This is a genomic window from Stieleria marina (assembly GCA_007741555.1).
Taxonomy (GTDB): domain Bacteria; phylum Planctomycetota; class Planctomycetia; order Pirellulales; family Pirellulaceae; genus K23-9.
In genome coordinates, this window is sequence record CP036526.1 from 5,334,604 (window position 1) to 5,349,482 (window position 14,879).

Here is a 14,879-nt window from a genome sequence, read left to right on the forward strand (position 1 = left end):
CAATGATTGAGAATTGTTTTTGTACTAGAGTGAGATCCAGGCACCGTCGGCCACGTCACTGCGACGACACGCATCCAGGATCGCCTGAGTCTTGGTAGTCAGCTCGGGATAGAGCGGATCCAGTTTGCCACTGATCGCAATCTCGCTCATCCGACGAACCATGTTGACCTCTTGCGAGTTGGGTTCACCGCCAGCGTATTCGGCGATGGCCTGTCGTGAACTTCGACGCTGAAAATTCCAGCGACAGTTGTCAATTTCCAAAACGTGCTGATGTTCGTGCCAAGCAGCCTCGGCGTCGTAAAATGGCAGAACAAAATCGTCCAGTGTGATGACGCCCTGTTGCCCCGAAACAACCGCGACTTGCGAATTGCTGGTCAAAAACGAACAGAAAAAGCTGGCCGAAAAACCATCGGCAAACTGCATCTCCGCAGAAAATTCACCGGGCACTTCACCATCGGAATCGCCTCCCTTAATCGCACTGATCGTTCGAGCTGAAATTTTCGTGGGGACTCGCAGACCTGCTGCCCAAAGCGTGAACCGAATGCAATACCATCCTAGGTCGCCCAAGCAACCATGCGGCTCCAGCACACTGTCGGTGCGGATGTTGGATTTCTGAAAATCACCGTCGCCGCAGAAAGAAAACTGAGCGTAGATGCGTTGCAATTGTCCGATCGTGGTGCCGTCCTTGATCGCATCGCAGACCCTTGCAAGACGTTTGCTGTGGTCAAACATCACGCCGTCCATGAACTGAACCCCCGAGCGAGCACACGCGTCGATCATTTCCTGCGCGTCGGCCACATTGTTGGCGACGGGTTTTTCGACTAGGACGTGTTTGCCTGCTTCGGCCGCTGCGATCACCCATTCTTTACGAATGCCGGTCGGCAACGGAATGTAGACCGCATCGATATCGTCGCGATCGATCAGCTCTTGGTAAGCCCCGCAAGCCACAGCAGGCTGTGGAAACGGCACCTCGGCTTGGCATTCGTCGATAAACGCCTGAGCTTTGGGTTGACTACGGCTTGCGACAGCCGCCAGTCGTGCATTGCCTGCCAACCGAACCGCTTTCCAGTTTTTGCGTGCGATCCCAGCTGTACTTAAAAAACCCCAACGACATTCTCGCTTGCTCATATATTTCTGCTATTCAGTTGATCTTCGCTGTCTTCTAAACCAGGACAATCTTGTTCACTGGATCAATCAGGGAAGAGGATACCAAACACGCATCGGGACGGGGCGTCACAAGCCCCCGATGTCAGCAAGAAAGTGCTCTCGATACTGTCGATCGACAGTATCACAGCCGAACGGAGAAACCAGTCTTCGGCCGATCGCAAGGAAACTCAAACGCAGACCGGGCTGACTCGCCGATGCAGATTGCGACCGCCTGCGTCATGACGACGGCTAGACTGATTCAGATTGGTCCGACTCGGTCGATCCAGCGTAGTCGTCGCGGATGCGGATGATGTCATCCAATCGAGCAAAGAAGGCGTCGAGTGGTTTGGGATCGAAGTGAGAACCGCGTCCTTCGGTTAAGATCGCCAAGCACTTCTCCAGTGGAAATGCTTTTTTGTAGGGACGCGCCGAACTGATTGCGTCAAACACATCCGCCACTGCCACGATGCGTCCTTCGATCGGAATGTCTTCGCCAGCCAGTCCGAGTGGATAGCCTGATCCGTCGAACTTTTCGTGATGACTTGACGCGATCAGGGCTGCTAGTTCAAGCACCGGAGAACTGGTCGACGACATGATTTTCATACCAACTGTGGTATGATCGGAAAGTCGTTTCGATTCTTCCGGCGACAACGGATTGATAATGTTTTGTCCGATCTCGCAATGCTTTTTGATGATTTGAAACTCATGCGACTCCAGCTTGCCCGGCTTATGCAAGATGGCATCGGGGATGCCAATTTTACCGACATCATGAAGCTGGGCGGCTTGCTGAATCAAATCAATCGCCGACTTCGGAAAGCCAAGCTCCTGCGCGATGATTGCCGAGTAGAGGCCGACTCGCATCACGTGGTGCCCAGTATCGTCGTCGCGAAATTCTCCCGCTCGTGCCAAACAGTGGATGGCTTCTTCTCGCGATCGGAGAAGTTCTTTTGTGCGTGATTCGACTTGCTGTTCAAGACGTTCAGAATACTTCGCCAAGTGGTCTTGGTAGGCCTTGGCCGACAAAACATTTCTGACTCGCAAAGCCAGTTCACTCGGGTCAACCGGCTTGGCAAGAAAATCCGAAGCCCCCAGGCGAAGTGCTTCGAGCTTGGTTTCTGGTGCGGTCGAAGCGGTCAGAATCAGTGTCGGAATCAGCCGCAGTTCGCGATCATTTCGCATGGCGGCCAGAATTTCCAATCCGGTGACATGCGGCATCTTTACATCCAACAAAACAATGTCGGGATTATGCGTCCGGACCATCGACAAAGCAGCCGTGGAATCCGTCGTGGTCACAAAATTGCGAAAGCCTTCTTCTTCTAAATACGCTTCCACCAAATCGATATTGAACCCTTCGTCATCGACCACCATCACCAACGCGTCCCGAAGATCTGACGTGGATACGTCGATCGAATTCGCGTGCACAATGGGATTGCCATCGACACTCGTCATCGGAACACCGGCGGCCGCGACCAAGCTTGCGCCTGAGAGCGGGATATCGGAAGATTGGTGCGACTGGACTGTCATCGGTCGAAGGGCTAATTGCCAATTGTGAAGTGGACTAAATCCGCGACTAGCTGGAATGCAATTTTGAAACATCGCGTCCTTGATGACGCTTGTTCCATTGTAAAAAGCGTAGCCTACGAATATCCGCGACGCGGGTAATCCGACTCACGTCGTGTGGCAATGAATTTTGTCCCTAACGCATCCCCATGGATCTTTTCGGTTGTAGGGATCAATCCGGTTGGCAGATTCATCTCGACCTACGAGTGCGATGTCGCAAGAGCAGCACACTGAATTCGCGATCGTTGTGAAACCAAAACACGGACGAGCGTCTTTGCTTGAGCCAAGTCAAACTTGCCAGCTGCGGGATCACAGATCTCGGAAAGCTCCGCCGCGGTCGTCGATATCACGCCAAATCCGCACGTTTGGCTCGAATATCTCACCCAACTGCTTATCTCGGTGATTTTTTCCAGGTCACAGGCAGCCACCGAAATTTGCAGTTGCTGCAGTTGCTGATCCAAGTGGTCGACGAAACCCTCGATCGCACGTGTGAACCTGTCGTTCCCCTTGGGTAGAGTCGAAACGATCGGCGATTCATCTTCTTCGATCGGTGGCTCCGTTACCGGCGACTCTTCGGCCGACAGAGGCTTCTCGGCAGCTTCGCTCTGTGGGGCAGTCGACGACTCACCGTCCGATACTCGCGCCGCAAGCGCCTCGACTTGCTGCATCCACTGCGATGCCTGCGCCGCGTCAAGATCTCGCGAGGCCTGTTCAAGTAACTTGGCTGGTTCGGCAAAGTCTAAGAAGCCGACATTCGGCCCCGATCCCTTTAACCAGTGCGCCAAGTCGGCCAGTTCATCAAAGCGTTCCGCTGCGATCGCGTCCTGCATTTTCACGATTTGCTCAGGCAGCCGCTGAATAAACTTCGTCACAATCGCACGCAGCTTTGCATTGTCGGTGTTCAACGTCGAAAGAATTGGCGTCGACGCATCGACCGACCCCAACAACGCCGGCTTCTCAGCTTCTCGCCTACTGGCTTGCTCTAGCACTTCGGCTGACTCCAAATCGACGTCAGCGATCTCAGCAAGAAGAGCCAAAAGTTCATTGAAATTGACGGGCTTCGTCAAGAATCCGCTACAACCAGCGTCGCGACACTGTTGGCCAGCTTGTGCCATCGCGTGAGCCGTCAGAGCAATGATCGGCTTGTCGTAGTTTTGCTCGCGCAATTTTGCCGTGGCCGTGTAGCCATCCATCACAGGCATGTTCATGTCCATCAGGATCACATCGAAATCTTGGCTGGTGGCGAGCTCCATTGCTTCGAGACCGTTTTCGGCCGTCACAAAGGTCGTTCCCATCTCATCCAAGATCAACGACATCAAATCGCGGTTCTCTTCTGCATCATCAACCAGCAGGACACGCAGACCTGGCAGACGCACCATTGGCGTGACAGCATCGCCCACCAAGGATTCCATCTCTGCTTCGGTAGGCTGAATCATCGGAACGCCGACAATTGCGCCCGTGTCGATCGTGGTAAAGAAGACGCTACCGATTCCTTCTTCACTGTAGACCTTCATTTGCCCGCCCATTGCTTCGGCAAACTGCTTGCTAATCGAAAGCCCCAGACCGGTACCGCCAAAGCGCCGCGAAACGCTCGCGTCCGCCTGCGAAAAAGGATCAAAAATCTTTGCAGCGGCTTCGGGTGTCATACCGATTCCGGTGTCGACGACTTGGAGCAACAACTGCGGACGCGTGGGATGTTCGTTCAGTTTCGTGACGATTTTGACGCCGCCTTTGTCGGTGAACTTGATGGCGTTGCCGACCAAGTTTGTCAGAATCTGTCGCAGGCGTGACGGATCACTCTGGATTGTCTGAGGAATGGGCCCGTCAAATTCGAAGTTCAGCGTGATGCCCTTCTGTTCGGCTTTGACTCGCAACACGGTTACAGCTTCGGCGATCACTTCGTGAACGGCACAAGGCATGGTTTCGATTTCCAACCGCCCCGCTTCGACCTTGGACAAATCCAAGATATCGTTGATCAGATCCAGCAAGTGCGTGCCACTGCTGTGAATCGTGTTGAGGTGTTTGCGTTGTTTTGCCTCGTCGTGTTCCATCCCCCGACGCAGAACTTCGGTGAAGCCCAAGATTGCGTTCATCGGCGTACGAATTTCGTGGCTCATGTTAGCCAGGAAAGCACTCTTGGCTTGATTGGCATGCTCAGCCGTTTCCTTTGCTTTCGCCAACGCGATTTTGTTCTCTTCCAATTGCGTGATGTCTTCAAAGATGACCATGACACCCGAACCGGAGATGGGCGTGGTACTGACGCTGAAGACTAGCAGCTTTTCTTCTGTCTCTAGACGCAACTGCCGTCCGCTGACCATCTTTCCAGTCCGAGCCGATTCGGTCCAAGGAAGTTCAGCTTCGGGGTCCTCCAAAACCCAGTTCGTTTTTGAAATGTTCATTCCTAGTGGGGACTCGGAACTCAAGCCAATCAATTCACTAAACAACCGGTTCATCAGCAAGACACGATCACGCATGTCCGTCACCAAGACTCCGACCTGCAGTTGATCAAACGTATTTTGCACCTGTTTGGGCACTGCACCATTCGGGTCCAAGCTATCGAGAGCCCGCCGTAGAAACATCGAGAACTGAATGAAACATCCAGGCACCAAGATCACCAACAGCCAAGCGGGTGCCCAATGGTTCATGCCCAGAAAACCGCCGGTCGATTGAAAGGCAACTTCCAGCGCTCCAAACTTTTCACCTTTGCGAAAAACGGGCACCGACATTTGCTCTCCCGAATTCCCGGCCTGCAGATCCCATCGGCTCGCGTGATCACCAGCATTGACCAGTAATTCGCCATCGCTTTGGCGAAAACCGATGGAGTGGATTTGGTCGTCGCGTTTGACAACCGACTGCAAAACCGCCTGCAGTCCGCTTTGATCCCCCGATGACGCCATCGCGGTTCCGCTGATCGCCAGCGTTTCGCAAAGTTTTGCGCGACCACGCAGGACTTCTCGCTGTTCATTGGGGAAAAAGCCTACGGCACTAGCTGACAACAACGTGCCGACCATCAACCCGACTAAGAGTGCGGAGATGCGGAAGCGAATCGGAATGTGGTTGTAAAATCGTTTCATCAAGTTGATCCGTGCGAATGGACGCGTTGCCGTGCGGGCTAGCGTTAAGCGTTTTGTGCGTTCTGCTCTTCGTTATCAAGCGTTTCGATGCGGTTCTGCATCACCTCTTCTAGCGATTCTTCATCGCCCGTTCCTCCCAATCCTTGCATCACCAGCAGCGGGTCCAGCGATTTCCAAGCCGGCATCTGGGCCAGCAGACCTGACGCGAGGAATCCGGTGCGAAGTGCCAGCGTGACCAATCCGACGGTAAAGCTCGACGCGGCTGCTCCTGCCGCACCGACGATGATCAAATCACCTTGAATTTGCGATTCAACAAACTCCATTTGCTCATCCAGTTCGTTCCACATCAGTCCCGGTGCGATCATCAAAGCATGATCCGCGTTAATGACCGACGCGATCGTTCGGCCCAAACTTGACTTCATAACGTCGTTGGTCACATCGCCGGATCCCTCGGACCGCTGCGATTCCGCGTGGAAGGAATCAAACTGCTGTGAAACGGCGTCCAGAATGGATCCGTCGGCGGAGTGCTGTTGCCCAAAACCGGTTTCGTCCGCGCCCAAAGTTTCGATGGGTAGCGGAGCCGGCCGACGATCACGCGTTTCTTCGTCGTCATTGCCACCATCCCCCACGAACTCGCCGCTGTTGCTCTTCAGCCCCAACTCTTGGTCACCATCTTCTTCGTCAGAATCGTCGTCGTTGTCTTTGTCCGTCCGCTCGGATTCGGTGTCAGCATCGGTGTCGACCGACGTTGGCAGCGGCGCGACAAACGTCACTTCGATCGTCACCGTCGTCAAATCACTCGCAAGGCTCCCGTCGGTCGCTTCGTACACAAAGACATCCGTCCCCACAAAACCGTCCGCGGGGGTGTACGTGAAAGTTCCGTCCGCAGCCAGCACCAATGTGCCATTGGATGTGCTGACCAATTCGACCGCCGTCATCGCATCTGACTCGGGGTCGATATCGTTCGCCAGCACACTTGTCCCGTTAAGTGTTTCACCAGCACGAATTCGATAAGAGTCACTCACCGAAACCGGAGACTCATTGACGTTGCCAACTGTGATGGTGAACGTTTCAGTGTATTGTTCGCCTAGTCCTAGCTGGTCCGTCACCGTGACCAGAAGATCAACGGTCGGTTCGGAGTCTGCGTCCAAAAACTGCCCCGCTTTGAGTTGCAGCTGGTTGCCGACCACTTCAAAACGCGAATCATCGACCTGCCAAACGTGCGTGTCTCCCGCATCTTGGTCCATCGCCGTCAGCGTTCCAATCGCAGCGCCCGCGTCGTTTTCGGTGACGGCCTGATTGCTTAGATCGATATCCGTTGGAGCATCGTTTTCATCGGTTACCGTAATCGAAATACTTTGTGAATCATCGGGATTGGCTCCCACTGCCGAATCGTCAACGTTGACCGTCACGTCCAGCGAAGGGTTGCCTTCAAAATCCAGCGTCACACCTTGCCGAAGGTGCAACTCGGTGCCGGATGCCTTGATCTCAAACATGGCCGCGTCGGCACCCGAAAGTGACAAATCGTTGGTGCCCTCGGAATCGTCGGTGACCGAAATGTCAGCGACTTTTGTGCTGCTGGTCGTGCTGGCGCCCTCACCAATAGTGGCAGTCACGTTGGATACCGCGACTGTGGGTGCATCGTTGATCTCGTCGACCGTCACCGTAAACACTTTACTGAACGCAATTCCTGCGCCGGCTTGATCTGTCGCCGTCACGTTAAGACTAACAGTAGGCTCGGTGCCTGCATCGAGTGTTTCGCCAGATTTCAATCGGAGCGTTCCACCGACGATCTCGAACCGAATATCGTCGACGGTCCAAGCGTGCGTGTCCGCAGCGTCGGGGTCAGAAGCCTCCAGCGTCCCAATCGCAGCGCCGTCATCATGTTCGCTGACACTGCTGTTAGACAGTGTGATGTCAGTCGGAGATTCATTGACGTTGTCGACCGTGATCGTGAAGGCTTCGTCGTATGCGATGCCCGTGCCGCCTTGATCCGTCGCCGTAATCGTCAAGCTAACGGTCGCTTCGCTTTCCCTGTCCAGAGTCTCTCCGGCTTTCAGTTTCAGCGTCGTGCCGACAATCTCGAAACGGGTATCGCTCACACTCCATATATGCGTGTCTCCTGAATCGGGATCAACGGCGCCTACCGTGCCGATCGTTGCGCCGTCGTCGTTTTCGTCGACGCTACTGCTGGAGAGTGTGATATCCGTCGGGGATTCGTTGATGTTGTCGACCGTGATCGTAAAGACTTCATCGTATGCAATGCCTGTGCCGCCTTGATCCGTGGCCGTAATCGTCAAGCTGACGGTTGCTTCGCTTTCCTTGTCCAGAGTCTCTCCGGTTTTCAGTTTGAGCGTCGTGCCGACGATCTCGAAACGCGAATCGCTCACGCTCCAGGCGTGCGTGTCACCGGCATCCGGTTCAACGACGCCTACCGTACCGATTGTCGCGCCGTCGTCGTTTTCGTCGACGCTACTGTTGGTGAGTGTGATATCCGTCGGGGTTTCATTGACGTTGTCGACCGTAATCGTGAAGGCTTCGTCGTATGCGATGCCCGTGCCGGCTTGATCCGTCGCCGTAATCGTCAAGCTAACGGTCGCTTCGCTTTCCCTGTCCAGAGTCTCTCCGGCTTTCAGTTTCAGCGTGGTGCCAACTACCTCAAACCGTGAATCGCTCACACTCCATGTATGCGTGTCTCCTGAATCGGGATCGACTGCGCCTACCGTGCCGATCGTTGCGCCGTCGGCGTTTTCACTCAGACTGGCATTGCTGAGTGTGATGTCGGTCGGAGCATCATTGGTTGCATTGACGGTGATTGTCACGGTTGTCAGAGCCGAATCGCTCGCTCCGTCGTTTGCCCTGTACACAAACGTGTCTTCACCAGAAAAATTATTGGTAGCGGTGTACGTGAACGAGCCGTCCGAAGCCAAATTGAACGCTTGGGAATTGCTGGGGCCAGACACTAATGTCGCAGTCAGGGTGTTTCCATCAAGATCGACATCGTTGCCAAGAACTCCGGCTTTGGATTGTTCGAAACCCACGGTCGTGAACCCACCTGCCGATGCCAAGTATTGCGCGGCCACCCAATCCGCCGAACGCGATCCTGTTGAGATACGCACTTCATCGATGGAGCCGTTGAATGTGCGGTTTGTGCCCGCTGCATAGTTGCCGATTGCCAGATCGATGCCTGCGTCGGAAACCATCGCGCCACTGGGCACCGATGACTGCGTCAAATTTTTTGCGACGCCGTTAACATAAATGGTCGGTGCAACCGTGGGATTGCTGCTGTCGTAGACGACAGTGACTTGCTGCCACTGATTCAGCGTGATCGAAAAATCTTCGACTCTCCAACGACCGGCCGAGGATCCAAACCCGTGTTCAAAGATCAACGATTCGTCGCCGTCTTCGACTTGTAGGCTCCAACCACCGGGACTTGGTGTTGTACCACTCGATTTATCCAAAATCCTGCCGAGGCCGTTTTCGCCCCAGTCCGTGGGATTGATCCAAACCGATATCGTCCCGCCACCGTCGAAGGTGTTGTCTAGCGAAGCATTCGATCCCAATGTGACAACATCGCTGACTCCGTCAAATCGCTGGGCATCTCCAAACTGCCCAGTGGTATTGGTCGATCCGGAGTTGGAACCATCGTTGCTATTGTCAGTACTATCGAGTTCATCGTCATGCAAATGATAGACCGCGTCATATCCGGCCGACCAAACACCACTGGCGTCCTGACTGTCGACCGCCGCTGCATTTCCGTAATACATCCAGACGAAGTCGGTCGATGACCCTTGGTCAATTTGCGGCACGTTGACCCACACGTAGGACGTGCCAGATTCGTTCCAAAGCTCGATGTCATGAGCAAGTAGATTCCCGTCACCATCAACAAAACGAAGATCTTCGCCACCATCTTTGGTTTTGGTGTAGTCGATGTTCGAAGCCTCCAATGACACCAGAACCGGGAATCCAGCTAGGTTTTCTGACTGCCCTTGATTGTCAAACGAAAGCGTCCGTCGATAACTCCAATCGCCATCGAACCAAGTGTCGTTGGAATCGAGAGTCGTGTCTTCATCAACTGTGTAGAGGTCGTCTACGGATACCGGCGTACTGTTCGCAGGCGCCGAGAGAGCTACTTGATGCCCCGGCTGAAACGTCAAGAAGCGGTTTTCGGTGATCGCTGCGTTGCTTACATAGTCATCGACGAAAACCGCGGTTCCCCCTGAAACGTCGTATCGCCGAATCACATCACTATTTTCGCTACCGACATACATCAAACCATCGGGACCAAAGGAGAGTCCGACCGGTCCATCAAGCCCGCCACCACTGATGTAAGCTCCCGCACCATCGACATTCGCTCCAGCGGAATCAAACCGGTAAACGCTGTCGTTGTTGTACGAAGCGACGTAGAGATATCCATTGGGACCAAACGCCATGAACTCAGGTCCGTTTAGCAATCCGGATTCGACAAAGTTCCCTGCCGGATCGACCGTGCCGGTGGAGGCATCAAAGCGTTGGATGGTTCCGCTGCCATGATTGCTGACGTACAAGAAGCCATCGGAGTGAAACAGTAAATCAATCGGCCCGCTCAAACCGGATATAAACGCGCTACCGGCAGCATCGACTCTGGCTCCCGTTGATCCGTCATATCGGTGAATCTCGCCATTCGCGTAACTGGCGACATATAAGTTTCCGTCCGGGCCAAATGCCAAACCACCGACTTGGTCGAGATCGGTATCGCTTACGAATGTCCCCAAGGCCGTGCCATCGACTGGGTCGAATTTCTCAATCGTGTTGGTTCCAAACGAACCCACGTAGAGCATGCCGTCGGGCCCGACGACTGCTTCACCGGGGTCATTCAACTGGACGCCGCCGAACACCGAACCCGATGCAACTTCATAGTTGCCTGTCGTCGGATCAATCCGATACACCGCATCATTGGGGTTGCCGGCAGAACTGGTCACAAACGATTGCGTCTGATGAAAAGTTCCCTCTTCGTTGATCGCCGAAACCAACACGTTGACGGTCTGTCCCGCGCCACCGCTGTAGATGTGTTCCGCCGAGGATACAGCACCATAAGTCGTTGTCGTGCCATCGCCCCAGTTCACAATCCAGCCACTGATCGAGTCGTCACCCGCATCGGTCGCCGAGAGATTCAATGTGTACGCACTGCCGACAGTTGCTGCACCGGAACCCGTCACCACGATATCTGGAGCGACATCGACAACGGTCAGGCTAACCGTCGTGTCGGTAGTTTGTCCGTTATCGTCGGTGACCCGCAGTCCGATGACGTGGACACCATCATCGTCGATGCCAAAGGATTGGAGCGTCGTCCAACTAACATTGGGTGCTACCCCCACTGCTTCCCCCGGCTCGCCAAAATTACCGTCGTTATCCAAGTCCCACTCATACGAGGCGATCGTCCCGTCAGAATCGCTTGACCCACTGGCATCAAGGTCCAGATCATCTCCTTCGCCGATGCTGTAGGGTCCGCCAGCAACTGCAGTGGGCGCTTGATTCACTGCCGCAGCGATCGTCAGCGTTGTCGTGCCTAGGTTGCTATCGACATATCCATCATTGGCAACGAATGTGATGGTGCGTGTCGTGCCAGTCGCAGGGAAAGCATCATTGTCGTAGGTGATCGACCGCAGCACTTGTTGGTAGTTGGCGATCGTGTCGTTTCCAGTCAGCGTCAACTCGCCGGCGCTGTAGCTGGCGGTGATGTTGGTCCCCGTTGTATCGGACGCAAGCTGTTCGTCTCCACCATCCTGGCGATCCGTGATGGTTACTACCAACGATTCCAGATGCGTGCTATCGGAATCAGAAATGGTTGCGTCGGAGTCGGCGATCAGGACGGGGGCTCCGCCGTCGGTAAAGGACACCGCAAAATCACCGCCACCAACTCCCGAACTGTCGTTGGCATCCAAATCGATGACTGGCGATTCGAAATGAAACTGGCGAGCAAACACACCACTGGGGTCCACTTGTCCGGCTTGGTTACCATCACCGCTCCAGACGACCACAAAGTTCTCCATGTCAATCATTGCGACCGACGCCATTTGCTGGTCCGAACCACTTGTTGCATTGACTTGCACCGCATCGGTCAGGGCACCTGCATCTGCGTCATAGCTTCGGACTTTGACGGAGCTACCGCTACCGTCGCCATCATCGTCACCATGATAGACAACGACGAATTTGCCATCGGAATCCATGGCGATCGAAGGCGACGTATTGTCCGAACTGAACGACTGGTCGCTGACTTCAAAGAAAGTGTGACGTTCAGTCCCATCGTGGTTGTAGGCCTTGCCCCACACTCCGGCGCCAACGCCGCCAAAGGCTCCATTGGTTCGGTACACGACCACACTCCGGCCCGTCGAATCGATCTCGACATCCGGATTGGAGGCTGCCGCAAGATTGTTGTCCACCCTGACGTCGTCATGCGTCGGGCTGCCGGTCGCATCAAAATGCCGAATGTAGATTTCGCCAAGGGATTCCCAAGCGACTACAAATTGGCCCGCTTCATTCATCGCCACAGAAGGCTCGGCTTCATCGTCCAGATCGTCGCGATTGACAAGCACTTCGACCGCATCGACTGCAATCCCGTCCCGATCAAATCGACGATAGAAAACGCCACCGTTGTCGCCCGTACCGTTGCCTGCCCAGACGATGATAAAGTCACCGGCGCTATCAACCGCAATACTGGAATTAGCCTGTTCACTGGCGGTGGTCGTGTTGACGACAAACTCGTCGTCAAGGGCAACCCCATTGGCACCGAAACGCCGCGCGTAAACATCCAGCGGCACATTAACGGCATTTGTCTGAGTCCACGTGACTACAAAACTGCCGTCGTCGGCTGAATCAACGCGAGCCCATTTCTGATGATTCACGGTCGATTGCGCGACTTGAATTTCGCCCGTCAGAGCGTTTCCAGCCGAATCAAACCGTCGTGCATAGACTCCCCAGCCGTCTGAATCTTGATTCAGACTCGACCACACGATGGTGTAGGAACCATCGGCCGCGATGGCGACTGCCTGCTGGCTGCCGCGATTAGCTGCACTCGTTTCTTGGGTGTTCGCGGTCGTTTGATTGACACGAAACTCCGGCACCGAAGTCAATGTCGCTTGAAGCTCAAACGCACCTATGTCGGGCGCTGCGTTTCGTGAAATCCCGCGAGCATCCGTGGCAGGACCGCCTGTCGTTCCGGCGTTGATCGCAGCGCTTCCGGTCAACAAAGCGTGCGTGTAGAATTGCCCCCCGTTGTCGGTCAGCAAACCTAGGTTCGCGGAAACTCCCGTCAAGTCGCTCCCAAATCCTGTCGCTTCACCGACCGTTTCGATTAAGTTAAATCCATCCGACGCAAAGTCGCCTAGCACGTCGTTATTGGCAGAGGTCGCTGTATTGCCCGCGATCAAGGTATTGGACAAATTGACGGTTCCACTGTCATTGAAAATCCCGCCAGCTTCTGCCGCATGATTCAATGTCAGAGTCGAGTTGACAATGGTGATTGCGCTGTCTGTCCAAATCGCCCCTCCATCAGAGATCGCACTGTTACCGCTGAACGTAACGTTGGTCAGAGATCCTCCATTGGAATCATGAAAGTGGATTGCTCCGCCGTCGGCGGAGGCATGGTTTGCGTCGAATAACACGCGATTCAAATTGGCCGCTCCATGCACATGAATCGCGCCGCCTTTGTCGCTCGTATTGCCTGTCAATCTCGCGTCAGTCAAATTCAACGTGCTATCGTTGTCGACGAAGATGCCGCCGCCATTGTTTTCGTGGCCGGCCTGGATCGTTAACATCGAAATATTGACGACGCTGGTGTTTTGCAAGTGAAAGATTCGCTTGCCGAGCCCGTTTCCGTTGATAATGGTTGACCCCGCCCCCAAGCCTTCGATAGTCAAGTCGTCGCTGATATCTAACGTGTCAAGCTGTAATGCAAAGGTCCCCGCACCGATCGAGTGAAGGTCGATCGTGTCTCCCGCCGAAGCCATGCCGATCGCTTCTCGGAGCGATACTAAACCGGTACCGTTGTCTTCGTCATCAAATGTCGTGACGGAAATGGTCGCCAGTTTACCCAGCCACTCTTCGGTGAACTGGCTGCTGAAAACCGTTGCGGTGTCAATTGAGCCGGTGCTGTACTCCAGTTCCCAGTTTGCTTCGTACTTTGCGTGCCCCGTGTCATCGGTGCTCGCTGCCACATCGGCTCCGGTCAAAACACTGATCGAATCAATGAAACCTTGACCGCTGGAGTCGCTTGCTAGGTCACAGCCATAAAACAGAACATCGGCGTCGGATGTGAGTGAGTTTTGCCAAGCAGCGATCTGGCCCGCGTAGCCCGGTAGATTAGATTCGCCCAGCCAAGTGTTGCCCAAACGCACCGCCCCATTTTCGGCATGCGAAACAATGTGAAGCGAATCGATGTCTTGGTGAGACTCCAAGATAGCCGAGATCTGATCCACTCCATCGACGTCAGGCCCCAAAACAAAAACAGCGCTGTCAGGCCGAGAATGACTAAGGTCGTCCAGTAGCTGCTGAAGGTCGGGGACTTTCGAATCGATGACGACCAAGTCACGTGTCGTTTGAGTTTGATCTGTCGTAGTAGTGGAACTGGACGAAGATTCTTGCGTTTCGATTTCCGCTTGCTCGACCATGACAGGGTTTTGGCTATCGCCCATCAACAAACTGGGGTCGATCGGCGTCGCGCTGAATAGGATCCGAGGCTCCAATTGCGACATTTGGGTGCCGCGAACTTCGCGCACCGTCTCCCTCCCCGAAAATTCGGGACCATTGACGCAGCTCCAGCCTTTGTCGACCACCAAACGGAGGCGCTGCCAGTAATCTTCCAAGCCGTTTCTCATTGATTGAAGCACTACGTGAATCATGATTCTGGGCCGATCACGCAACGACGCGCAACGGACCATTTGAAATCTACGAGCCAGATTGGACCTGAGCTGTCATAACACTCAGGTAATTCAGGCAAGATTCGGCTGCGGTTCCGATTAGGAGACTGAGCGAACCTTTGCCTAAGCGAATTTGCGTTCACGTCCCGTTTCGAGGCAATCAGGTAAGCCACCTGTACGGCTTTTGCCGATCGATTTTGAT

4 protein-coding genes are annotated in these 14,879 nt (G+C 54.4%); all 4 read right to left on the reverse strand.

The genetic code is table 11. From position 1 onward, the window contains the following. Window positions 1-24: 24 nt before the first annotated feature. On the reverse strand, window positions 25-1,128 hold the full coding sequence (locus K239x_RS18920; protein ID WP_145419752.1) for a Gfo/Idh/MocA family protein: 1,104 nt from the start codon (window positions 1,126-1,128) through the stop codon (window positions 25-27). 267 nt (window positions 1,129-1,395) lie between these two features. Beyond that, window positions 1,396-2,670 (reverse strand): HD domain-containing phosphohydrolase, encoded by a 1,275-nt coding sequence (locus tag K239x_RS18925; protein WP_145419753.1) that lies wholly within the window; start codon window positions 2,668-2,670, stop codon window positions 1,396-1,398. Window positions 2,671-2,906: 236 nt separating this feature from the next. Next, the gene (locus K239x_RS18930; protein ID WP_145419754.1) at window positions 2,907-5,780 is read right to left on the reverse strand and encodes a response regulator; all 2,874 of its coding nucleotides are present in this window, start codon (window positions 5,778-5,780) and stop codon (window positions 2,907-2,909) included. Between the two features lie 44 nt (window positions 5,781-5,824). Then, on the reverse strand, window positions 5,825-14,635 hold the full coding sequence (locus K239x_RS18935; protein ID WP_419189151.1) for a DUF2341 domain-containing protein: 8,811 nt from the start codon (window positions 14,633-14,635) through the stop codon (window positions 5,825-5,827). Window positions 14,636-14,879 lie beyond the last annotated feature (244 nt).

What these genes read in the sequence shown, in the direction of transcription:
- K239x_RS18920 (WP_145419752.1), bottom strand. Translation starts at nt 1,128, where the DNA reads ATGAGCAAGCGAGAATGTCGTTGGGGTTTTTTAAGTACAGCTGGGATC.
- K239x_RS18935 (WP_419189151.1), bottom strand. Translation starts at nt 14,635, where the DNA reads ATGAGAAACGGCTTGGAAGATTACTGGCAGCGCCTCCGTTTGGTGGTC.
- K239x_RS18930 (WP_145419754.1), bottom strand. Translation starts at nt 5,780, where the DNA reads ATGAAACGATTTTACAACCACATTCCGATTCGCTTCCGCATCTCCGCA.
- K239x_RS18925 (WP_145419753.1), bottom strand. Translation starts at nt 2,670, where the DNA reads ATGACAGTCCAGTCGCACCAATCTTCCGATATCCCGCTCTCAGGCGCA.